At 74.7% G+C, this 22252-nt stretch carries 19 protein-coding genes; 11 read left to right on the plus strand and 8 right to left on the minus strand.

Annotated features, from left to right (window positions below; all coding sequences use genetic code 11):
* Nucleotides 1-130 precede the first annotated feature (130 nt).
* The 3 genes from CXY01_RS15155 (at nucleotide 131) to CXY01_RS15165 (ending at nucleotide 3016) form a co-directional block, all read left to right on the plus strand.
* Entirely contained in the window at nucleotides 131-1285 is a 1155-nt protein-coding gene (locus tag CXY01_RS15155; protein ID WP_146928516.1) for a M15 family metallopeptidase, read from the plus strand.
* Between the two features lie 56 nt (nucleotides 1286-1341).
* The gene (locus tag CXY01_RS15160) at nucleotides 1342-2514 is read left to right on the plus strand and encodes an AAA family ATPase (protein WP_146928519.1); all 1173 of its coding nucleotides are present in this window, start codon (nucleotides 1342-1344) and stop codon (nucleotides 2512-2514) included.
* Nucleotides 2515-2578: 64 nt separating this feature from the next.
* A complete protein-coding gene (locus CXY01_RS15165; RefSeq protein ID WP_146928523.1) occupies nucleotides 2579-3016 on the plus strand; it encodes an OsmC family peroxiredoxin in 438 nt (145 codons plus the stop codon).
* Nucleotides 3017-3079: 63 nt separating this feature from the next.
* Here the strand turns inward: CXY01_RS15165 and CXY01_RS15170 are convergent, their stop codons facing one another.
* Nucleotides 3080-3589, minus strand: a complete 510-nt coding sequence (locus CXY01_RS15170) for a septum formation family protein (RefSeq protein WP_146928527.1) — start codon at nucleotides 3587-3589, stop codon at nucleotides 3080-3082.
* Between the two features lie 192 nt (nucleotides 3590-3781).
* On the opposite strand from CXY01_RS15170, the gene CXY01_RS15175 reads away from it, so the two are divergent.
* From CXY01_RS15175 to CXY01_RS15185, 3 genes are all read left to right on the plus strand, one after another.
* Entirely contained in the window at nucleotides 3782-6781 is a 3000-nt protein-coding gene (locus CXY01_RS15175) for an FAD-binding and (Fe-S)-binding domain-containing protein (protein WP_371862779.1), read from the plus strand.
* 9 nt (nucleotides 6782-6790) lie between these two features.
* The gene (locus CXY01_RS15180; RefSeq protein ID WP_146928532.1) at nucleotides 6791-7090 is read left to right on the plus strand and encodes an MTH1187 family thiamine-binding protein; all 300 of its coding nucleotides are present in this window, start codon (nucleotides 6791-6793) and stop codon (nucleotides 7088-7090) included.
* 152 nt (nucleotides 7091-7242) lie between these two features.
* Nucleotides 7243-8781 (plus strand): hypothetical protein, encoded by a 1539-nt coding sequence (locus CXY01_RS15185; protein WP_146928535.1) that lies wholly within the window; start codon nucleotides 7243-7245, stop codon nucleotides 8779-8781.
* A 3-nt stretch (nucleotides 8782-8784) separates the two neighbouring features.
* On the opposite strand, the gene CXY01_RS15190 is transcribed toward CXY01_RS15185, so the two are convergent.
* Nucleotides 8785-9756 (minus strand): alpha/beta hydrolase, encoded by a 972-nt coding sequence (locus CXY01_RS15190; RefSeq protein ID WP_146928540.1) that lies wholly within the window; start codon nucleotides 9754-9756, stop codon nucleotides 8785-8787.
* Nucleotides 9753-10712 (minus strand): zinc-binding dehydrogenase, encoded by a 960-nt coding sequence (locus CXY01_RS15195; RefSeq protein WP_146928543.1) that lies wholly within the window; start codon nucleotides 10710-10712, stop codon nucleotides 9753-9755. Before CXY01_RS15195 ends, CXY01_RS15190 begins: the two co-directional genes overlap by 4 nt.
* A 45-nt stretch (nucleotides 10713-10757) precedes the next feature.
* Between CXY01_RS15195 and CXY01_RS15200 the strand changes: the two genes are divergently transcribed.
* Nucleotides 10758-11444: a DUF5995 family protein gene (locus CXY01_RS15200; protein ID WP_146928547.1), complete on the plus strand. Its 687-nt coding sequence runs from the start codon at nucleotides 10758-10760 to the stop codon at nucleotides 11442-11444.
* Here CXY01_RS15200 and CXY01_RS15205 read toward each other — a convergent pair.
* From CXY01_RS15205 to CXY01_RS15215, 3 genes are all read right to left on the minus strand, one after another.
* On the minus strand, nucleotides 11441-12151 hold the full coding sequence (locus tag CXY01_RS15205; protein WP_146928551.1) for a maleylpyruvate isomerase N-terminal domain-containing protein: 711 nt from the start codon (nucleotides 12149-12151) through the stop codon (nucleotides 11441-11443). The two genes, CXY01_RS15200 and CXY01_RS15205, sit on opposite strands and share 4 nt — an antisense overlap.
* A 66-nt stretch (nucleotides 12152-12217) precedes the next feature.
* Nucleotides 12218-13495, minus strand: coding sequence for a homoserine O-acetyltransferase MetX (gene metX / locus CXY01_RS15210; protein ID WP_146928555.1), 1278 nt, complete (start codon nucleotides 13493-13495; stop codon nucleotides 12218-12220).
* 6 nt (nucleotides 13496-13501) lie between these two features.
* The gene (locus tag CXY01_RS15215) at nucleotides 13502-14821 is read right to left on the minus strand and encodes a bifunctional o-acetylhomoserine/o-acetylserine sulfhydrylase (protein ID WP_146928558.1); all 1320 of its coding nucleotides are present in this window, start codon (nucleotides 14819-14821) and stop codon (nucleotides 13502-13504) included.
* Between the two features lie 449 nt (nucleotides 14822-15270).
* Between CXY01_RS15215 and CXY01_RS15220 the strand changes: the two genes are divergently transcribed.
* Nucleotides 15271-16692, plus strand: a complete 1422-nt coding sequence (locus CXY01_RS15220) for a C40 family peptidase (protein WP_246125394.1) — start codon at nucleotides 15271-15273, stop codon at nucleotides 16690-16692.
* A gap of 216 nt (nucleotides 16693-16908) precedes the next feature.
* Here the strand turns inward: CXY01_RS15220 and CXY01_RS15225 are convergent, their stop codons facing one another.
* Nucleotides 16909-17490 (minus strand): putative endonuclease domain-containing protein, encoded by a 582-nt coding sequence (locus tag CXY01_RS15225; RefSeq protein ID WP_146928564.1) that lies wholly within the window; start codon nucleotides 17488-17490, stop codon nucleotides 16909-16911.
* A 621-nt stretch (nucleotides 17491-18111) separates the two neighbouring features.
* Entirely contained in the window at nucleotides 18112-18609 is a 498-nt protein-coding gene (locus tag CXY01_RS15230) for an inorganic diphosphatase (RefSeq protein ID WP_055916810.1), read from the minus strand.
* Between the two features lie 164 nt (nucleotides 18610-18773).
* Here CXY01_RS15230 and dacB point away from each other — a divergent pair, with 164 nt between their 5' ends.
* Genes dacB through tilS form a run of 3 tightly spaced genes read left to right on the plus strand, consistent with a single transcriptional unit; the run spans nucleotide 18774 to nucleotide 22237 of the window.
* On the plus strand, nucleotides 18774-20186 hold the full coding sequence (dacB, locus tag CXY01_RS15235; RefSeq protein WP_146928569.1) for a D-alanyl-D-alanine carboxypeptidase/D-alanyl-D-alanine endopeptidase: 1413 nt from the start codon (nucleotides 18774-18776) through the stop codon (nucleotides 20184-20186).
* A 9-nt stretch (nucleotides 20187-20195) separates the two neighbouring features.
* Nucleotides 20196-21248 carry an Rv3626c family coenzyme F420 biosynthesis-associated protein gene (locus CXY01_RS15240; protein WP_146928572.1) on the plus strand — a complete coding sequence of 351 codons (1053 nt, stop codon included), beginning with the start codon at nucleotides 20196-20198 and terminating at the stop codon, nucleotides 21246-21248.
* Nucleotides 21245-22237 (plus strand): tRNA lysidine(34) synthetase TilS, encoded by a 993-nt coding sequence (gene tilS, locus CXY01_RS15245; RefSeq protein ID WP_146928575.1) that lies wholly within the window; start codon nucleotides 21245-21247, stop codon nucleotides 22235-22237. The genes CXY01_RS15240 and tilS overlap by 4 nt, the downstream gene beginning before the upstream one ends.
* Nucleotides 22238-22252 lie beyond the last annotated feature (15 nt).

The raw sequence follows: 22252 nt of genomic DNA on the forward strand, positions 1-22252 counted from the left end.
TCCCCCGCACAGAGGCCTCAAGTGTCCTGGACGGTTGTCCGATGAACTTAACGTGTTACGCGTGAGTTACAAGATTCCGTCCCGAGGTCGGCCCGCGAGTGGCCGCCACGCCGCGCCGCGCCCTGCGACCGTGCGTACAGCCACTCACCCGGTCCGCCTCGCACAGGGTGCCGTGGTCACCACGCTGGCGCTCAGCATGTGCGCGATGGTCGCCGTCTCCGCGAACGCGCGCGACGGTGGGAGCGCGTTCACGCTCCCCGCCATCGCCGGTGCCGCCCAGGTGGAGCGCGCCCGCGCCGGCGCCGTCCACGTGGCCGCCGACGCGATCGAGGTCGCGGAGAGCGCCAAGGCCGAGGGCGCCCAGGTCGCCATCGACACCGCGCAGCTGGAGGCCCTCGAGGCCGCGACCGCCAAGCTCGACGACCTGCTGGTCGAGGCCACCGCCGACGACACCGGTGCGCCCCAGGCTGCCGCGGCGTCCCGGTCGGCCGGCCGCGACGAGCCCGCAGCGACGACCGACCCCACCACCGCACCGACGGCTCCCGCACCGGCCGCGACCACGGCACCCGTCGACCCGCTCGCGCCGATCGACCCCGCCAGCGTGTTCGAGCAGACGCCCGCTCCGGCACCCGTGCCGCTCGTCCCGCCGGCCGCCGGCGAGGAGGACGAGACGACCGCGCAGCTGCGCGAGGCCGTGGCCGCCGTCGCGACCCTCACCACCTCCGTCCGGCAGAGCGCCGAGGCCAAGCGCGTCGCGGACGCCGCAGCCGCCAAGGCCGCCGCCGAGGCCGCCGCCGCCGCAGCGGCCGAGCAGGCCGCCGCCGACGCCGCCGCCGCGGCCGTCGCGGCCCAGGAGGCGCAGCGCGCCGCGTGGAAGAAGTCGCTGCTCGGGTACGCCAACGGCAAGATCCCGGACTCGGCGCTCTGCGGCGTCAGCTTCGACTCGTCGGTGCGCCTGCGCTGCGACGCCGCCGAGCAGCTCGACATCCTGAACTCCGCGTACCGGGCCCAGTTCGGCTCCGACCTCGTGGTCAACGACTCCTACCGGTCCTACGCCGGGCAGGTCGCCTGCAAGCGGACCAAGGGCTACCTGTGCGCGACCCCCGGCACGTCGAACCACGGCAGCGGCATCGCGGTGGACCTCGGCGGCGGCATCGACTCGTTCGGCACGAAGCAGCACCGGTGGATGGCCTCGAACGCGCCCGACCTCGACTGGGGCCTCCCGTCGTGGGCCAGCTGGGGCGGCAGCAAGCCCGAGGCGTGGCACTGGGAGTACCTCGGCTGATCCCGCTCTGTGCACGGATCGGACCGCACCCGCGTCGCGGCCCTACGATCGGGCGCATGAGCACCTCGGCCGAGCCGGGGCGGACATGGCCCCTGGTCGGCCGTGCCGCCGAGCTCGACGACCTCGACGACCTGCTGTCGACGGCCGCCGACGGCGTCGGCGTGACCGTCCTCCTCGAGGGTGAGGCGGGCGTCGGCAAGACCAGCCTGGTCGACGCGCTGCGTGGCTCCGCCCGCCTCCTGGACGTCGAGCTCCGCACCGCCCAGGCGACGGCCATGCGCGGCTGGCCCTTCGCGCTCCTGTCGGACGCGCTCCTCCTGCGGGCGCCCGCGGCCGCCGGTCACGGTCCCGGCAGCAGCCCCGTCCAGACCGAGCTCGCGGACCTGCTCGACGCGATGTACGCCGACCCGGCCCGCTCGCCCGCCCGGTTCGACCGGGCCGCGGAGCTGTTCGCGGCCCTGCTGCGCCGCCACGGTGACGTCCGGCCGTGGGCGCTCGTGCTCGAGGACGTGCACGAGGCGGACGACCCGTCGCTCGCGGTGCTCCTCCGCCTGGCACGGGAGGGTGCGGTGCCGCGTGCGCTCGTCGTGCTCACCATGCGGCCGGTGCCGTACCGCCCGGAGCTGGCCGAGCTCGTCGCCGCGTGGACCCGCGCCGGCGCCCGGTACCTGGAGCTGCGGCCGCTCAACGCGCGCGCGACCGTCGAGCTGGCCGAGACCCTCGTCGGCGGACCCGTCGGGCCGTCGCTGCGGGGCACGCTCGCGACCACGGGCGGCAACCCGCGCCTGATCGCGGACGTCGTGCGCACGGCACGGTCCGCGGGTGCGCTGGTCGCCTCGGACGGCGTGCTCGACTCGACCGGCACCCGCTGGCTGACCCCGCTCGACGAGGTGGTGCGCCGCCGCGTGGAGTACCTCGGCCCCGAGGTGCTCGCCCTGCTCGGTCAGGCGTCCGTGCTCGGCACGTCGTTCGTCATCGCGGACCTCGCCTCGGTCGCCGGCGACCCGGTCGCGGACTGCTGGCGCACGCTGCGGCACGGGCTGGCGGCCGGGGTGGTGCGCGCCCGCGGTGACCGGCTCGTCTTCGGCCACGACCTGGTGCGTGAGGCCCTCTACAACGGGCTCGACCCCGAGCGCCGTCGCGCCCTGCACGCCCGCGCCGCGTGGGCCCTGCGGCAGGCGGGCGCGCCGGCCCAGATCGTCACCGGGCACCTCGAGCGCGCGCGCTGAGCCTCCGGGTGCCTAGCGTGGTGCCTGCGGGCGTCCGCCCGTCGACCTCGACCCAAGGAGCACCATGCCCACGCGCACCTCACGCACCGCCTGGAACGGGACCCTGCAGGAGGGCAGCGGCCAGGTCGAGCTCACCAGCTCCGGTGCCGCCACGTTCGACGTCTCGTTCCCGAAGCGCGCCGCGGAGAACGCCGACGGCACGACGAGCCCGGAGGAGCTGATCGCGGCAGCCCACTCCTCCTGCTTCGCCATGCAGCTGTCCGCCGTGATCGCCGAGGCCGGCGGCACCCCCGTCGCCCTCGAGGTCAGTGCCGACGTCACCCTGCGCCCCGACCCGGCGGGCGGCTTCCGCATCAGCGGCATCGCACTGACGGTCCGCGGCGAGGTCGAGGGTCTGGACGCCGACGGGTTCCGCGCCGCCGCGGAGACCGCCAAGGTCTCCTGCCCGGTGAGCAAGGCCCTGACCGGCACGGAGATCACCCTGGACGCCTCGCTCGCCTGACGCGGCCGCGTCCGCACCCGTGCCGGGCCCAGGCCCACCGGGTGCGGACGTCCAGGCGTCCGGTCAGCGCGCGGCGGCCGCCAGCGTGCCGGTCACCTGGCCGTCGGGCGAGTAGATGAAGCACATGATCTCGTGGTCACCCTCCGCCCAGGACTCCTGCGTGGGGAAGAACGACGCGAGCTCGAGGGTCGACTCCTCGTAGGACAGCCCGACGAAGGTGGCGAACTGCTCGTAGCAGTACGCGTCGGACGCGTCGGTGACGGCCTGGTCGCCCGGGTAGTCGCCCGCGGGCATGTCGGTCGCCGCGTAGGCCTCGCTGTCGTGCGGCTGGTCGCACGGGACGGTCGGCACCGAGGAGACCTCCGTGACCTCCTCGGTCCCCGTCTCGTTCAGGCAGTCGCCCACCTCGAGCGAGAAGACGTCGGCCTCGCTCGACTCGGTGATCTCGCCCGACGTCTCGTCGCGGACGGCCGGCTCCGCGGTGGGCTCGAGCGCGCCGCAGCCGGTCAGGGCGACGAGCGTCGCAGCCAGGAGGAGGGGGGCGGCGACGCGGGTGGTGAAGGTGCGCATCATCTTCTTCTCGTTCGGGGATGGCCCACCGGTCGGCGGGCCCGCGAGACAGTAGCGACCTGCACCGGCGACGCGCCCGGGCATTCCGGCATGAACCGGGTGAAACCGGGCACGGCCAGGTCGCCGCCGTCGCGACGGTGACCAGTCCTCGGTGACGCGTGCGGGACAGGCCGCGCCCGATGGGAGACTGCCCCCGTGGTGGCCGTGACCGAGACCGTGGCAGGGGGCCCGTCGGGACCCGACAGCGCCGACGTCGTGCAGGCGCTGCGGTCCGCGCTGCGCGGGCACGTCGACGACAGCAGCCGGCGCCGGGCCGAGTACTCGACGGACGCGTCCAACTACCGCGTGGTCCCGCAGGTCGTCGCGTTCCCGCAGGACCCCGACGACGTGCTCGCCGCGCTCGAGGTCACCCGCGCCCTGGGCGTCCCGCTGACCGCGCGCGGCGGAGGGACGTCGGTCGCGGGCAACGCGGTCGGCACCGGGGTCGTGCTCGACTTCTCGCGGCACGTGAACCGGATCCTCGAGATCGACCCGGACGCCCGGACCGCCCGGATCGAGCCCGGCGTCGTGATGTCGACGCTGCAGCAGGCGGCGGCCCCGCACGGCCTGCGGTTCGGCCCGGACCCGTCGACGCAGGCGCGCGCGACGCTCGGCGGCATGATCGGCAACAACGCGTGCGGCCCCCGCGCCGTCGCGTACGGGCGCACCGCGGACAACGTGCTCGCGCTCGACGTGGTGGACGGCACGGGCCGACGGTTCGAGGCGCGCTCCGGCGCCGGCGCGCTGGACGTCGTGCCGGGGCTCGACACCCTGGTGCGCGGGCACCTCGACATCCTGCGGACCGAGCTTGGCCGGTTCGGCCGGCAGGTCTCCGGCTACTCCCTCGAGCACCTGCTGCCCGAGAAGGGCACCGACCTGGCCAAGGCGCTGGTCGGCACGGAGGGGACCGTCGTGACGCTGCTCGGGGCGACCGTGCGGCTGGTCCCCGTCGCGGCGGCGCCGGTGCTCGTCGTGCTCGGCTACCCCGACATGCCGACGGCCGCCGACGCCGTCCCCGCGCTGCTCGCCCACGCGCCGCTGGCGATCGAGGGCATGGACTCGCGGCTCGTCGACGTGGTGCGTCGGGTGCGCGGCGCCGCGGCCGTCCCTCCGCTGCCGGCCGGTGGCGGCTGGCTCATGGTCGAGGTGGGCGGCTCCGACCTCACCGAGGCGCTCGACCGCGCGCACGCGCTGGCGGCCGATGCCGGCACCGACGCGGTCGGGCTCTTCCCGCCCGGCCCGGAGGCCGCCGCGATGTGGCGGATCCGCGAGGACGGCGCCGGGCTGGGCGGCCGCACCCCGTCGGGCGAGCAGGCGTGGCCCGGGTTCGAGGACTCGGCCGTGCCGCCCGAGCGGTTGGGCGCCTACCTGCGCGAGCTCGAGGCGCTCATGGCGTCGCACCAGGTCGACGGCCTCGCGTACGGGCACTTCGGCGACGGGTGCGTGCACCTGCGCCTCGACATCCCGCTGGAGCGCTCCGGCACACCGCTGCGCGCGTTCATGACCGACGCGGCGACGCTCGTCGCCTCGCACGGCGGCTCCCTGTCCGGCGAGCACGGCGACGGTCGCGCCCGCTCCGAGCTGCTCCCGGTCATGTACTCGCCGAAGGCGATCGACCTGTTCGGCGCCTTCAAGGACCTCCTGGACCCGCGCGACCTGCTCAACCCCGGCGTCCTGGTCCGCCCGAACGCCCTGGACGCGGACCTGCGCCGGCCGTGGGCGCGCCCGCTGCTGGCCGACGGTCACGGCTTCTCGTTCGCGCACGACGCGGGCGACCTGACGACGGCGGTGCACCGCTGCGTCGGGGTCGGCCGGTGCCGCGCCGACACCTCCGCGGCCGGCGGGTTCATGTGCCCGTCGTACCTGGCGACGAAGGACGAGAAGGACTCCACCCGCGGTCGGGCGCGCGTCCTGCAGGAGCTGGCGAACGGCACGCTCGTGCAAGGTGGCTGGTCGTCGCCGGAGGTGCACGAGTCCCTCGACCTGTGCCTGTCCTGCAAGGCGTGCTCGTCGGACTGCCCCGCGGGTGTCGACATGGCTCAGTACAAGTCCGAGGTGCTGCACCGTACATACCGCGGGAGGCTGCGCCCGCCGTCCCACTACGCCCTCGGCTGGCTGCCCCGCTGGGCCCGCCTCATCACCGGCGTCCCCGGCCTCGCCGCGCTGACGAACGCGGTGCTCGGCGTCCCCCCCGTGGCTCGCGCGGTGCTGGCCGGCGGCGGCATGGACACGCGTCGTCAGATGGTGACCTTCGCGCGCACGCCGTTCCGTGCCTGGGTCCGCGGCGCCGGCCGCGGGAACGTGACCCTCACCCGCAACGTCCGCGGGAGCGAGCGTCGGGACGACCAGCTCCGCGGACGCAACGAGGTCGAAGGCGTGCGGGAGGTGGGTTCCGGGGGGCGCAGGCCGCAGGTCGTGCTCTGGACCGACTCGTTCTCCGACACCCTCGCGCCGTCGGTCGCGCGGGCGGCCGTCGCGGTGCTCACCGACGCCGGCTACGAGGTGCTCGTCCCGCAGGACGACGCCTGCTGCGGGCTCACCTGGATCAGCACCGGCCAGCTGGACGGCGCCAAGAAGCAGCTGACCCACCTGCTGGGCGTGCTCGGGCCGTTCGCGGTCAACGGGATCCCGATCGTCGGGCTGGAGCCGTCGTGCACCGCGGTACTTCGCTCCGACCTGCAGGACCTGCTGCCCGACGACCCCCGTGCCGTCGCGGTCGCCCGCGAGACCCGGACCCTGGCGGAGCTGCTCACCGCGCCCGCCCCCATCGGCCCCGGCGACCGCTGGCAGGTCCCGGACCTCTCCGACGTGACCGCGGTCGTGCAGCCGCACTGCCACCACCACTCCGTCATGACCTTCACCGCCGACCGCCGGCTGCTCACCGACGCGGGGGCGCAGTTCTCGGCGCTCGCGGGCTGCTGCGGGCTGGCCGGCAACTTCGGCATGGAGAAGGGCCACTACGACGTGTCGGTGGCGGTCGCGGAGAACGCCCTGCTCCCGGCGCTGCGCGACGCCGCTCCGGGCGACATCTACCTGGCGGACGGCTTCTCGTGCCGGACGCAGGCGGACCACCTGGCCGACGTGCAGGGCGTGCACCTGGCCGAGCTGCTGGCGGCGCACCTGCCCACCCGCCGCGCGATCCAGGAACCCGCCTAGGCTGGCCGCATGCTCGTCGCCTTCTCCGTCGCCCCGCTCGGTGCGGGCGAGTCCGTGACCGCCGCCGTCGCCGATGCCGTGCGCGTCGTCCGCGAGTCCGGGCTCCCCAACCGCACCGACTCCATGTTCACCACGATCGAGGGGGAGTGGGACGAGGTGATGGACGTCGTGAAGCGCGCGACCGAAGCCGTCGGCCGGCACGGCAACCGGGTCAGCCTGGTGCTCAAGGCCGACATCCGCCCCGGTCACGCGGGTGAGCTGACGGGCAAGGTCGAGCGGGTCGAGGCGGCGCTGACCTCGTTCGAGTGATGTGACCGATCTCGTACGGGCACGCCGCACCGACGGGCTGACGGGCTGACCGTGCTGTGGGACAGTGTGGTCGCACGCGTGCCGGTCGGGGTGCGCGGGCGGACGCACGGGACACGCAGCTGGCGGCGGCGTGCCCAGGAAGGCCGGGACTGATGCCTCTCTTCGAGCTCGACGACGGCCGCCCGCGCCTCGTCCAGCCGATGCAGCCCCTGACCGGATCGTTCGCCCAGGAGTGCGCCTCGCTCCTCAGCCACCACCTCGCCGCGATCGCCGGCGAGCCGCTCTTCGCGGTCCGCTCCCGCACCAACGCACCCGACCACGCCGACCTGCCCGAGCTGCTGGCCCTGGACGCCACGGGCCGCCCGGTCGTGGTCGACGTCGTGCAGGTGGTCGACGACGACGCGGTCATCTCGGCGCTGCGGCACGCCGGTGCGGCCGCCCGGATGACGACGACGGACCTGGCACGCGCCTACCACCCGGACCCGAGCCGGTTCGCGGTCGACTACGCGGCGTTCCGCGAGCAGGCCGCCTTCGGCACGCAGTCCAGCCGGCGCGAGGGCGTCCGTCTCGTGCTGCTCTGCTCCGAGGTCGCCGCCGAGGCCGGCGACACGCTCGGCTTCCTGCGCGGTCCCGGCCGGCACGTCGACGTGCTGCAGGTCGGCGTGGTGCGGGGTGTGGACGACCGGCGGCTCCTGGACGTCTCCCCGCTGGCCACGCACGAGGGTGCGCGCCGCTCCGTCGAGCCCACCGCGCTGCGGCTGGTCCGGTCGAGCGAGGGTTTCGCCGGGGGCGGGCAGTACGAGCCGCACGTCCCGACGACGCCCCACGTCCGCACGCCCGCCACCGGTGAGCTGCGCGCCGTGACACCTCCCATGGCGACGCCTGCGGTGCCCGCGCCGACCCCGCTGCGCGCACCCACGACCGCACCGATCCCGCAGGTCGGCCCGAAGCAGCCCCAGCGGCCGACCCCGGCGCCCCAGCCGGCCCCCGAGCCGGCGCCCGTCCTGCAGCAGCCGGTGGTGGACAAGCCGAAGCTGTCGTCGTCGACCGTGCAGGAGGCGCCCACCACGCTGACCCCCGTGGTCGGGCTGCGGTCCGCCGCCGACCAGGTGGTGCCGCGCACCCCGCCGCGCGAGCGCGGCGAGCCGGTGAACGGCCCGCGCCCGTTCGCGCCGCTGCCGGCACCGCTGCCCATCTCGTCGAGCTTCCCGACGACGAGCACGCCCGCGTCGCAGAGCCCGCCGACCCGGCCCGCGCCGCAGAACCCGCCCGCCCTGCAGAACCCGGCCCCGCCGCAGAGCCCGGTCGCTCCGCAGAACCCGGCCCCGCCGCAGAGCCCGCCCGCGGCGCAGCGGCCGGCCGGGCACGAGTCGACCAAGGAGCTCGCCCCGATCCGCGAGTCGTGGCCGGACGGCGCCCCCCGGCCCCTGCCCGAGCTGGCGACGCTGGCCAAGAGCCGCCGCGCGATCACCACCCTCGTCTGGGTCCGCGAGCGCCGAGGCCAGCGCCTGCTCGCGATGCTGCGCACGGACGGGCTCATCGAGCTGCCGACGGGAGAGCTGCACGCCGACCCCGACGACGCCGCCTCGGCGGCGGTGTCGGCGGAGAACCCGGTCGACGGCTGGCGCGCCTGGCGGCTCGGCGAGGGCGGGCCGACGCTCGCCGAGGCGACGGGCATCCTGCGTCCCTGAGGGTCAGTCCCAGCCGTACGCCGACGACCAGCGGTCGATCTCCGCGTAGAACCGGTCGCGCACGGGCCGGGGGGACAGCGCGAGGTCGTGCAGCCCGTCGCGGATGCGGACGACGGTCACGCGCGACCCCAGCTGGACCGCGCGTCGCGCCAGCAGCTCGACGTCGAGGACCACGTCCGCGTGCCGCATGTCCTCGCTCCACCGCGGGCTGATGACGGTCCTGCTCGACGCGCACATGAGGATCGGCGCCTCGATGCTGAGCCCGCGGGCCACCCGGGCGTGCCCGAACATGATGGCCTGCAGCCAGCCGGCCCGGACGGGGAACGAGGGGGTCGGCCGCCAGGTGGCGTCGTAGGTCCACTCGCCGCCGCTCGCGCTGCTCAGGGTGCGGGCGTAGTAGCCGGGGTCGATGTTGGGCAGCGGGGCCTTGGGCTGGAACCGGGCGATGCGGGCGATCGCGGGAGCGCTGATGTGCCGGACCACCGACGACCCCTGCAGCTCCAGCCAGGGGCTGTTGAGCACCAGGCCGCTGAGCTCCGCGGGGTGGCGGTTGGCCCAGAGGGCCGCGACGAGCCCACCCGTGGAGTGCCCCATGACCATGATCCGGGCGCGCGCGCCGAGGTCACCGGTGATGACGTCGAGCGACGCCTCGATCTCCTCGTCGTACGTCTCCAGCCGGTCGACGTACCCGGGCGTCTGGCCCGGTCGCAGGCTGCGGCCGTACTTGCGCAGGTCGAGCGCGTAGAACGCGGCCCCGCGCGCGTGCCAGTACTCGGCGAGCCCGGTCTGGAAGAAGTAGTCGGACCAGCCGTGGATGTAGAGGATCGCGCGCGACGGCCGCAGCGGCTCGGCGCTCGCGGGTGCGTACCGGACGAGGCTCGCGACGACGTCGCCCTCGTCGTCGGGCTGCAGCACGAGCGTCCGGACCCGGTAGTCGGGCCCGAGGATGTCGTCCGCCCACTCCTCGCCGGTCAAGGCTCGAGCACGATCTTGCCGAACTGGTCGCCGTCGGCGAGCCGCTGCACCGCGGCACGTGCGTCGGTCAGCGCGAACGTCGAGTCCACCAGCGGCCGCACCCCCGTCCGGGCGAGGAACGCGAGCAGGTGCGCAAGGTCGTCGCGCGTCCCCATCGTGGTGCCGACGACGGTGATCTCCTGGAAGAAGATCCGCGTGAGCTCGGCCGGTTCCGCGTCCCCGCTGGTGGCGCCGGCGACGACGATCGTGCCGCCCGGCCGCACCGACCGCACTGAGTGCGACCACGTGGCCTTCCCGACGCTCTCCAGCACCACGTCGACCCGCGGCACGCGCGCGCCGGGCTCCACCGCCGCCGCCGCGCCGAGGCCCAGGGCGCGTTCGCGGCGCTCCTGCGAGCGGCTCGTCACGATCACCTCGAGGCCCGCTGCCGCGCCGAGCAGGACCGCCGCGGTGGCCAGCCCGCCGCCGGCACCCTGGACCAGGACGCGCTGGCCGGGAGTCGCGCCGCCGGACCGGAAGAGCATCCGGTAGGCCGTGAGCCAGGCGGTCGGCAGGCACGCGGCCTCGACGAACGAGAGCTCGGCCGGCTTGTCGACGAGGTTCCACGTGGGCACCACGACCTGCTCCGCGAGCGTGCCCGGGTAGCGCTCGGACAGCAGGCTGCGCGGCTCGTCGGGACCCACGCCGTGCCCGCTCGCCCCGCCGACCACCCCGTGCACGACGACCTCGCGCCCGTCGGCCGTCACGCCCGCGGCGTCGGTGCCCAGGATCATCGGCAGCTGCTCGGCCCGGATCCCGACCCCGCGCAGCGTCCACACGTCGTGGTGGTTCAGCGCGGCGGCCCGCACGTCGACGACCGACCAGCTCTCCCGCGGCCCCGGCGCAGGCTGGTCACCCACCTCGAGCGCACTGACGGGGTCGTCGGACGAGAACCGGGCGGCGTAGGCGGCGAGCACGGGCCCAACGTATCCGGCGGGCCGCTCCTCTGTGATGCTGGCCGGGTGAGCAGCGAGGCGATCGGGGCAGTCGTCGCGGAGATGGACCGCGTCCGTGCGGGGCTGCCGCGGCGCGACGGGGTCGGCGTGTTCATCGACGTGTACCGCGAGGTCACGGCGCTGGTCGCCGAGCGGGTGACCGACGGGACGTTCGCCGACCACGAGTTCATCGAGGACCTCGACGTGCGGTTCGCGCGAATCTTCCTCGACGTGCCGCGCGCGCTGGCGGCGGGCCGGCCGGTGTCGAAGGCGTGGGAGCCGCTGATCGAGCGCCGCGCCACCCGGGGCGTGCAGCCGATCCAGCTGGCGCTCGCCGGCATGAACGCGCACATCAACCACGACCTGGCGCTCGCCCTCGTCGACACCTGCCGGGCGCGCCGGAGGGAGCCGGAGTCGGGGTCGATCCGCGCGGACTTCGAGACGGTGAACGCCGTCCTGGCGGAGGTCGTGCGGCCGATCCGCCGCTCGTTCCTCGACGAGGTCGTCATCCGCTACGGGGCCGGGGCATCGCCGCTGGTGGACCTCGTGTCGAACTTCTCCATCGACAAGGCCCGCGATGCCGCGTGGGTGTCCGGGCTGAGCCTGTGGCACCTGCGCGGGATCCCGTTCGTGCCTGGTGCCGTCCGGGACTCGCTCGCGCGCACGGTCGGCCTGGTGAGTCGTCAGCTGCTCACCGTGATCGAGCTCGACTAGAGGATCGGCAGCATCCGGCCCAGGTCCGGCACGCCGTCGGAGGTGTAGCGCGGCTGCAGGGCGACGGCCAGCTGGTCGACGTCGTACGGCTCCCGGCCGGCTGCGAGGCGGACCCACAGCCGCGGGTCGGCGACTTCGAGGCTCCAGCCGCCGCGGGCGACGACGACGTCGAGCAGGGCGTCCGCGACGAGCCGCAGCGCGCCGGGGTCCACCGGGTCGGTCCCGCGCGGCACCGACCGCGCCAGGTCGTCGGCGTGCACCACGAGCTCCAGCACGCGCGAGACCGCCATCGTGCTGAGCAGAACCGGGCCGCGCCGGGCCTGCACGACGAGGTCGTCGGGACCCAGCTCGTCGAGCCGCGCGAACGCGGTCCGGGCACGGGCGTCGACCTCGGCCATCGGGTCGTGCGCGATCTCCTCGGCGAGCTTCCGGGTGGTCTCCGCGATGTCGGTGGCGCGGTCGGCGTACGTCCCGACGTACTCGCCGAGCGTCAGCGGGACCGTGCCCTCCGGCAGCGGCACGCAGACGGCGAGCGCCTCCATCGCGCGGCCCAGGTGCGCGACGAGCTCCGCGACCGTCCAGCCCTCCAGCACCGACGGCTCGTCGGCGACGTCGTCGTCCACCACGTCCGCGACCCAGGACCGCAGACGCACCCACTGGGCGTGCAGGGCGGTGCTGGCGTCGGCGAGGTCTGCGGATGCGGTCATCCGTCCATCTTGCCGCTCCTGGCGTCGCCCGGGGGGCCGCCTGTCGCTGCGCGGCTGGCGCGTCGGCTACCGGCGCGCTCCCTGCTCCAGGAACTCCTGCACGTAGGCGCCCACCAGGTCCTCCTCGATGAGGAAGCCGTCGTGGCCGTAGTCCGAGTGGATCGTGCGCAGGGAGGCCTCGGGGATGCCCGCCGCGATCCGCTCCGACTGGCCGGGCGGGAACAGGCGGTCCGAGTCGACCGCGATCACGAGCGCCCGGGCGGTGACCGAGGCGAGCGCGGCGCTCACCCCACCGCGGTCGCGGCCGAGGTCGTGCGTGATCATGGTCCGCGTGAGCACCACGTAGGTGTTGGCGTCGAACCGTCGGCTCAGCTTGTCGCCGTGGTGGTCCAGGTACGACTGCACGGCGAACCGTCCGCCCTCGAGCGGCTGCTCGCCGCCCTGCGGGATGCGCCCGAACCGCTCGTCCAGCTCCTTGGCGCTGCGGTAGGTCTGGTGCGCGATCTGCCGAGCCAGGCCCAGCCCCACGTGCGGCCCGTCGCCGTCGGCGGCGTCGTAGTAGTCGCCGTCGCGGTAGCGCGGGTCGGCGCGGATCGCCGCGAGCTGCGTGTGGAACCCGGCGATCTGGTCGCCGGACGTCTGCGCGGCGGTGGCGATCGCGGCGATGGACTCCACCCGCTCGGGCGCGCTCGTCGCCCACTCGAGGACCCGGAGGCCGCCCAGCGACGCGCCGATGACGAGCGACCACGCGTCGATGCCGAGCAGGTCGGACAGGCGGATCTCGGCGGCGACCTGGTCACGCACGGTCAGCAGCGGGAACCGGCTGCCCCAGGGCCGGCCGTCGGGACCCGGTGACGCCGGCCCGGTCGAGCCCTGGCACCCGCCCAGCACGTTGGGCGCGACGACGAACCAGCGGTCGGTGTCGATCGGCGCCCCCGGTCCCACCATCGACGACCACCAGCCGGGCGTCGGGTGCCCGTCGCCCGCCTCACCGGTGACGTGCGAGTCGCCGGTCAGCGCGTGCAGCACGAGCACCGCGTTGGTGCCGTCCTCGTTCAGCTCGCCCCACGTCTCGTACGCGAGCCGCACCGCGGGGAGCCGTCCGCCCGACTCGAGCTTGAGCGGGCCGAGGTCCGCGAACTGCCGTCGGCCCACGGGGTCGCCGTCGTGCCACGCGGCGCTCGCGGGGACGGGCGGCCGGTCGATGGGGACCGTCCGCGACCCGAGGGTCCGGGGTCGGGCGGGGACGAGCGTCAGGTCGGGCACAGGCTTCCCTTCGGGGCGCGCCGCCGACCCGTCGGTCCCCGTCGCGGGGTCCGACGGGGTCGGCGGCGTCGTGCTCATGGTGTGTCAGGCGCCCTTCGCGGCACGGAACCCTGCATCCAGGTCAGCCAGGATGTCATCGATGTGCTCGATGCCCACGGCGAGCCGGACCAGCCCGGGGGTGACGCCGGACAGCGCCTGCTCCTCCGGCGTGAGCTGGCTGTGCGTGGTCGAGGCCGGGTGGATGACGAGCGAGCGGACGTCGCCGATGTTGGCGACGTTCGAGTGCAGCTCCAGCGCGGACACGAACGCCTGACCGGCCGCGGCGCCGCCCTCGATCTCGAACGCGAGCACCGCACCGGCGCCGCGCGGGGAGTACTTCTGCTGCGCGGCGTGCCACGGGCTCGACTCCAGGCCGGCGTAGTGCACGGTCCCGACGTCCTCACGGGCCTCGAGCCAGGCGGCGACCTTCTGCGCGTTCTCGACGTGCCGCTCGACCCGCAGCGACAGCGTCTCGATGCCCTGCGCGATGAGGAACGCGTTGAACGGCGAGATCGCGGAGCCCAGGTCGCGCAGCAGCTGCACGCGCGCCTTGAGGATGAAGGACAGGTTGACGCCGAACGCCCCGCCCACCCCGAGGTCCCGCGCGAACACCAGACCGTTGTACGACGGGTCGGGCGTGTTGTAGTTGGGGAACCGCTCGGGGTGCTGCGCGAAGTCGAACGAGCCGCCGTCGACGATGACGCCGCCGATGGCCGAGCCGTGGCCGCCCAGGTACTTCGTCGCCGAGTGCACGACGATGTCGGCGCCCCACTTCAGCGGGTTGATCAGGTACGGCGTCGCCACCGTGTTGTCGACGATCAGCGGCACGCCGGACTCGTGCGCGACCCCGGCGACGAGCTCGATGTCGAGGATGTCGGCCTTGGGGTTCGGGATGGTCTCCGCGAAGAACAGCTTGGTGTTCGGCTGGACCGCGTCCTTCCACGCCTGGGCGTCGTGCGGGTCGGTGACGAACGTCGTCTGGATGCCCAGCTTCGGCAGCGTGTAGTGCAGCAGGTTGTACGTGCCGCCGTAGAGCGACGGGCTGGCGACGATGTGGTCACCGGCCTCCGCGATGTTGAGGATGGCGAGCGTCTCGGCCGCCTGGCCCGACGAGACGAGCAGCGCACCGACGCCACCCTCGAGGTCCGCAATGCGGTTCTCGACGACCTCCTGCGTGGGGTTGCCGATGCGCGTGTAGATGGGGCCGAGCTCTTTGAGCGCGAACCGGTCGGCGGCCTGCTGCGCGGAGTCGAAGACGAACGACGTCGTCTGGTAGATCGGCAGCGCGCGGGCGCCCGTGGCGGGGTCCGCGGTCTGGCCGGCGTGGATCTGGCGGGTCTCGAAGTTCCAGCTCTCGTTGCTCACGGTTCAGCGCTCCGTTGTCGATAGGGATCTATGGGACCGCGGAGGGGCTTCGGAGCAGCCGACGTCCGTCCCGCGGAAGGGGTGGAGTGGCGCACGGATCGAGCCATGGCTCGGGCGGACGTCGAGGTCGCCGTGACGGAGACCTGCCCGCGGGCACAGCCGAGCGTGCGCTGGGTCAGCGACACATTCGGCGGGACATGTGCTGAGAGTAGGCAGATGCGTCCGGTCACTGAAACAGCCGTCTCAGCACGTGGGCGCGACGGGTCCCACCAGGCGTCATTGCGGCGAACGGGTGATCTCTGCCTGAACCTGTCCGGTTCCTCCCAAACCACATCGTTGTGACTCGTGGGACTGGTGTGACAGATGTTCTCTTCTGAGGTTTCCACAGGTAGCGTCCCTCGAGAACGGCCGCCCACGGCCGCTCGTCGAACGTCGGGGAGGGCGTCCAGGTGAGCCGAAGCACGACCATGCGCAGGGCCTCGCGGGGCCTCGTCGCCGGCGCGCTCGTCGCCACCATGCTCGCCGCAGGCGCCTCCAGCGCGGTCGCCGAGCCCACGCCCCCGTCCGCCCAGGACGTCCAGCGCGCACAGGGCGCCGTGCGGTCGGCCGAGCGGTCCGTCGCGTCGATGGAGGTCCGGCTCGCCCAGCTGAGCGCGCAGACCGACGCCGCCGAGCTCCAGGTCCAGCAGGCCGGCGAGGCCTACAACCGCGCGGTCGTCGACGCCGACGCCGCCCAGCAGGCCTCCGCCGACGCCGTCGCCCGCTCGAAGGACGCGTCGGCCACCGCCGAGGACGCCCGCCGCCAGCTCGTCGCCATCGCCCGTGAGGTCGCCCGCTCCGGTGGCTCGACCGACCTGCTGCAGGCGCTCCTCTCGTCCGACGGGTTCCAGGACGTCGCCCGCCGCAGCACCGCGCTCGACCGCATCAGCGGCAAGGCCGACGAGGCCGTCCAGGAGTTCCGGGCCACCCAGCTCGTCGCGACCACCCTCGCCGAGCGCGCCGCGGAGGCCGCCGACGCGGCGAAGGCCGCGAAGGACGCGACCGCCGAGGCCCTGGCCGCCGCCGAGCAGGCGCAGACCGACGCCGTCGCCGCGCAGACCGCCGCCGCCACCGAGCGCGACGGGCTCATCACCGCCCTCGCCGCAGCCCGGCAGACCAGCACCGAGGTCGAGCGGGCCCGCCAGGACTTCGTCGACCAGCAGCGTCGCGAGCGCGAGGAGGCCGCCGCCCGCGCCGCCGCCATGCGCCCGCCCGCCGCGCCGCCGACCACCACGACACCCCCGGCCTCCGGTGGCGGGACCACGGCACCCCCGGCTTCCGGTGGCGGGACCACCGCACCGCCGGCTTCTGGTGGCGGGACCACCGCACCGCCGGTCACGACGAACCCGCCGCCCGTCGTCTCGAACCCGCAGCCGCCCGTCGCACCCCCGGTCACCACGCCGCCCCCGGCCCCCGCACCGACCGGCGGCTACGGCCTCGGCACCGGCCGGTCGAGCGGATCCGCCGAGGGCGGGGCAGCCGCGCTGGCGTGGGCGCAGACGAAGATCGGGCTGCCCTACGTCTGGGGCGGCGTCGGACCCAACGGCTACGACTGCTCCGGCCTGTCGATGAGCGCCTGGCGCACCGCCGGCGTCAACCTGGCGCGCACCACCCGCGACCAGTACAAGCAGGTGCTCAAGATCAGCTACAGCGAGCTGCGCCCCGGCGACCTGGTGTTCTGGTCCACCAACCCGAACAACCCGGACTCGATCTACCACGTCGCCATCTGGGCGGGGAACGGCCAGATCATGGAGGCCTCGAAGCCGGGCGACCCCCTGCGCACCATCGCGATGCGCTGGGGCAACACGATGCCTTTCGCGGGCCGCCCGTAACGGTCCCTCTGCAACGTCCGCACTCCGACGGGTTCCAGCCCTCCTGAGTGCGGACGTTGCTGCGCGCCACTCCACGACGTCCGCACTCCGACGGGTTCCAGCCCTCCTGAGTGCGGACGTTGCTGCGCGTCACTCCACGACGTCCGCACTCCGAGGGGTTCCCACCCGATCGAGTGCGGACGCTGTGTGCCGGGCCTCAGCGGGCCTCAGCGGGCTTCAGCGGGTTCCCGGGGACCAGCCCGCCTGGCGCAGCGCGCGTTCGACTGTGTCCAGGTGGGGCGCGGGGTCGAGCCGTAGTCCCAGGCTCGGGATCCGGAGCACCGTGTCGCCGGTGAGCGCGATCTCGTTGTGGCGGAGGCTGTCGTCGATCCAGCGTGCCGGTTCGAGATGGCCGATGCCGTCGATCTCGACCACCACCCGCCAGCGACGCCACCGGACATCGAGGTAGGAGCTCCCGCTTGGGCTACGCGTCACCACCTGCCGATCGGGTTCAGGCAGTCCGCGGGTGCGGCAGTGGGCAGCGAAGTCGAGCTCGTTCAGCGAATGGACCCCTCCGGCGACGTCATGAAGGACGGCGCGCAGGAGTGTGCGTCGTCGGTCGCGCTGGACCCGGTCGAGCACGGCCGCCAGCGGATCGATCGTCGTCACCCGTTGCTGCACCGCGGAGACGAGGAGCAGCGACGCCTCCCGATCGGTCCGCGCCCACAGCGCCGCCTGGACCGTGGCGACCTCGGGTCGTGCACGAGGAAGACCAGTAGTCAGCACGTCCTCGTCGCGCCACCTGCGTGTCTCGTGCACGCGGACACCCGCTGGCGGACGGACGGGGTGTGACGACTTCGGCGCGGCGACGTGCACGAGGCCGTCGTCGTCGATCCCGCGGAGCCCTGCTGAGATCAGCGCCGTCAGTCCGGCGAGCGCGGCGCGCGGCCGGGCACCGGAGGCGGCTCGAGGAGCGCACTCCAGCACGCCGAGCCACCAGTCGGCGCGGTCACCTGGACGCGCCGGCGCGACGCTGAGCGTGTTCCGGCCGACCGGTCGCCATCGATCCGCGACGACCTCCGCCTCCAGCTGCGCGGCCGTGACGCCGAGCGCGCGTATCTGCGGACGGGTGAGCAGTCCCGCCTGCGGAGCGGCGTGCGCCACGACCCGTGCGCGGCGGTCCACCCGCGGCTGCCGTTCGGATGCCATGGCCGCCACGCTCCCGCCACCAGCGGTTCGCCGAGCGCCACGCCCCCCGACCTGTGGATACCGCACAGTCCCGCACCACCGGTGGACGGCTCACCGCTCACCGACGACAACGTCCGCACTCAGGCGGGTCTGAACCAGCACGAGTGCGGACGCCACGGAACAGGTGCTGCAACGTCCGCACTCGAGCGGGTTCCTCCCTGCAGGAGTGCGGACGTTGCGGGTGTGGCTTGCTCAGTGGTTGTAGTAGTTCGTGTCGATGGCTCGCTGGCGGCTGCGCTCGATCTCCGCCTCCGCCTCCGACCGGCCCACCCAGTGGGCGCCCTCGACGGACTTGCCGGGCTCCAGGTCCTTGTAGACCTCGAAGAAGTGCTGGATCTCCAGGCGGTGGAAGTCGGACACGTCGTCGATGTCCTGGCGCCACGCGGCGCGCTGGTCGCCGGTGGGGACGCACAGCACCTTGTCGTCGCCGCCGGCCTCGTCGCGCATGCGGAACATGCCGAGCGCGCGAGCGCGGATGAGGCAGCCGGGGAAGGTCGGCTCCTCCAGCAGGACGAGGGCGTCGAGCGGGTCGCCGTCCTCGCCGAGCGTGCCCTCGATGAAGCCGTAGTCATCGGGGTAGCGGGTCGAGGTGAACAGCATCCGGTCGAGGCGGATGCGCCCCGTGGCGTGGTCCACCTCGTACTTGTTGCGCTGACCCTTCGGGATCTCGATCGTGACGTCGAACTCCACAGCTGCTCCTCCGCCCCACGTCCGCGCCCAGTTCCGGGACCGGCGGCCGCGACACTCGTCGTCGTGCGGCGCGCCGCGTGTCTGGGGCGCCCTTGTCTCGGACAGTAGTCTGACGCACCGCGGGACGGGGCGTCCCACCGGGCGACGAGCGGGGAGGGGTGACGATGGCCACAGCGGTCAGAGCGGTCGGCATCACCGCGCTCGTCCTCGTGCTCGCCGGCGGCGCGTACGTGACGGCCGACGCGTACGACGTCGTGCCGGGCATGGTCACGCTCGAGGAGCTGCCGCCGGACCCGCTGCCGTTCCCGACGGCCCCGGGTGCGGTCGAGCCGGCGGACACGGCGACCGCGCTGGCGGACCTGGACCCGCAGGCGCCGGTCCCTGCGGCGGCGAACGTGCAGGCGCTCGTGGACGGGCTGGTGGTCGACCCCCGCATGGGTGCCAGCGTCGGCGTGGTGGTCGCGGACCAGCTGACGGGCGACGTGCTGGGCGCGCACCTGCCTGAGGCGGGCCGCACGCCGGCGTCGACGGCGAAGCTGGTCACGGCCGTCGCCGCCCTGAGCACCCTCGGACCGGACGTGACCCTGCCCACGAGCGTCGTGCGCGGCTCCGGCAACAGCATCGTGCTCGTCGGCGGCGGCGACATGATGCTCGCGGCCGGGGCGGGGGACCCGACGGCCGTCGTGGGCCACGCCGGGCTGGCGGACCTCGCGGCGCAGGTGGCCAAGGAGCTGCAGCTCGAGGGCGCGACGACGGTGAGCCTCGGCTTCGACGACTTCCTGTTCTCCGGCCCGACGCTGAGCCCCACCTGGAACCCGGCCGACGTGGCCGCGGGATTCGTCGCGCCCGTGACGGCGCTCGCGGTCGACACCGCCAAGATCCGGCCCGGCGAGTACCCGCCCCGGTACGCGGACCCGTCCCTCGCGGCGGCGAACACGTTCGCGCAGCGGCTGGAGGAGGTCGGGATCGCCGTCGACGGCAGCCCGCGGCGGATGTCGCGGCCGGACGACGGGCGGGAGATCGGCGTCGTGCGGTCGGCGACGCTGGACGGCATCGTGCACCACTTCCTGGACACGTCGGACAACGCGATCACCGAGGTGGTCAGCCGCCTGGTGGCGGTCGACCAGGGGCTGCCCGCGTCGTTCGAGGGCGGGACGACGGCTGTGCTGCACGCCGTCGCCGTCGCGGGCGTCGACACCACCGGTGCACAGCTCTCGGACGCGTCGGGCCTCGGGGCCGGCTCGGTCCTGCCGCCGGACCTCCTGCTCGGGCTGCTGCGGCTGGCCACCGACCCCGCGCACGGCGTGCTGCGGGACGTCGCGACGGGCATGCCCATCGCGGGCCTGACCGGCACGCTGAGCGACCGGTACTCCCAGTCGCCGGCCCGCGGGCTGGTGCGCGCGAAGACGGGCAGCCTGCCGCACGTGACCTCGCTGGCCGGGACGGTGCTCGACGCCGACGGGCGCCAGCTGGTGTTCGTCGTCCTCGCCGACGCGACGCCGGACGGTGGCCAGTGGGGTCCCCGCGCGGCCATCGACTCGTTCGTCACCGCGTTGTCCGGGTGCGGCTGCGGTTAGTTTGACCGGGTGGACACCCCCGAAGGACCCGTGGACTGGGAGCTCGCCACCCGGATCGCCGCCCGGCTGGCGGCGCCGGGACCGGTGGCGGACCGCGCCGAGCTGACCGCGCTCGTCGACGAGCTGCGCGACGCGGCCGGCCGCGCTGCCGTGCACGCCTCGGCGATCACCGGGCTGTCCGCTGCGGACGGCACGCCGCCGGAGCAGGTGTCGACCGTGCTCGTCGTGGACCGGCCGCACTGGGCCCAGGCCAACGCCCAGGTGTTCGCAGCGATGACCGGCCCGCTGGCCGGTGCGGCACCGTCGGCGACGGCGCGCGCGGGTGCGGCGGTGCAGGTCGGTGGGGTGCTCGCGCTCCTGTCCGGCAAGGTGCTCGGGCAGTTCGACCCGTTCACGTCGCGGGACGGCCACGGCCGCCTGCTCCTCGTCGCCCCCAACGTGCTGCACCACGAGCGGCGGCTGAAGGTGGACCCGTCGGACTTCCGGCTCTGGGTGGCCCTGCACGAGCAGACGCACGCGCTGCAGTTCGCCGCGGCGCCCTGGCTGGCGGACCACCTGCGCTCGCGCGCCGGCGAGCTGATGACGGACCTGGCGGCGGACAAGGCGCTGGTCCCGCGGGCGGGGGAGCTGTTGCAGGCGGTCACCCGGGCGGTGATGGGCGGTGCCGACGACGGCGTGGGCGTGCTCGACCTGCTCTCGGCGCGGCAGCGGGAGGTGTTCGAGGAGGTCGGCGCGGTCATGGCGCTGCTCGAGGGTCACGCGGACGTGGCGATGGACGAGGTCGGGCCGCGGGTGGTGCCGAGCGTCCGGAAGATCCGCAAGGCCTTCGAGGCGCGACGCGACGAGGCCGCGAGGTCGCGGGGGATGGACCGGGTGCTGCGGCGGCTGCTGGGCCTCGACACCAAGCTGGCGCAGTACCGGGACGGTGCGGCGTTCGTCCGGGCCGTGCGCAAGGACGTCGGGCTGGACGGTTTGAACGCGGTGTGGGCGTCGGCAGGGCACCTGCCGCTGCCGCAGGAGATCGCGGACCCCCGGGCGTGGGTCCGCCGGGTCCACGGGTGAGCTCTCCGGCCCGCGAGGTCGCGGCGGCGCGCTCGGCGGTCGCCGCCACGGTCGCGGACCTCCCACCGGACGCGCTGGTCCTCGTCGCCTGCTCGGGCGGTCCGGACTCGCTCGCGCTCGCGGCGGCGGCGGCGTTCGTCGCGCAGCGGTCCGCCCGCACGGCGACGCCGTGGCGTGCCCAGGCGGTCGTCGTCGACCACGGCCTGCAGGACGGCTCGGCGCAGGTGGCCGACGACGCCGCGGCCGCGTGCCGAGGTCTCGGGCTGCCGGCGCGCGTGGTGCGCGTGCAGGTCGACGGCCGGACCGAGGCGGCCGCGCGGGAGGCCCGGTACGCCGCGCTGGACCAGGTGGCCGACGAGCTCGGCGCCGCGGCCGTGCTGCTCGGGCACACCCTCGACGACCAGGCGGAGACCGTGCTGCTCGGCCTGGCGCGCGGGTCCGGCGCCCGGGCGCTCGCGGGCATGCCGGCGACGCGCGGGCGGCTGCGACGGCCGCTGCTGGGCCTGCGCCGCTCCGACACCCTCGCGGTGTGCGCGGCGCTGGGCTTGCGGCCGTGGCACGACCCGACGAACGAGGGGTCGCACACCGACGCGTCGCTGCGCAGCAAGGTCCGCGGCGAGGCGCTGCCGGCGCTCGAACGCGTCCTGGGGCCGGGGGTCGCCGAGGCGCTGGCCCGGTCGGCCGCGCAGCTGCGCGACGACGCGGACGTGCTCGACACGCTGGCGGGCGACCTGCTCGACGCGGTGCGCACCGCCGACGGCCTGGACGTCGACCTGCTGCGGGCGGCCCCGCGCGCCCTGCGCACCCGCGCGCTGCGGTCGGCCGCGATCGCCGCCGGATGCCCGGCCGGCGCCCTCGGCCGGGCGCACGTCCTGGCCGTCGACGCGCTGGTCACGGACTGGCACGGGCAGGGTCCGGTGGCCCTTCCCGGCGGGATCGCGGCCAGCCGGGCGTGTGGCAGGCTTGCCCTGGGCACGGCCCCCGCGTAGCGCGCGGGATGGGCA

Origin of the sequence: Cellulomonas xylanilytica, from assembly GCF_007989805.1 — a bacterium.
In the GTDB taxonomy this organism is placed as follows: Bacteria; Actinomycetota; Actinomycetes; order Actinomycetales; family Cellulomonadaceae; genus Cellulomonas; species Cellulomonas xylanilytica.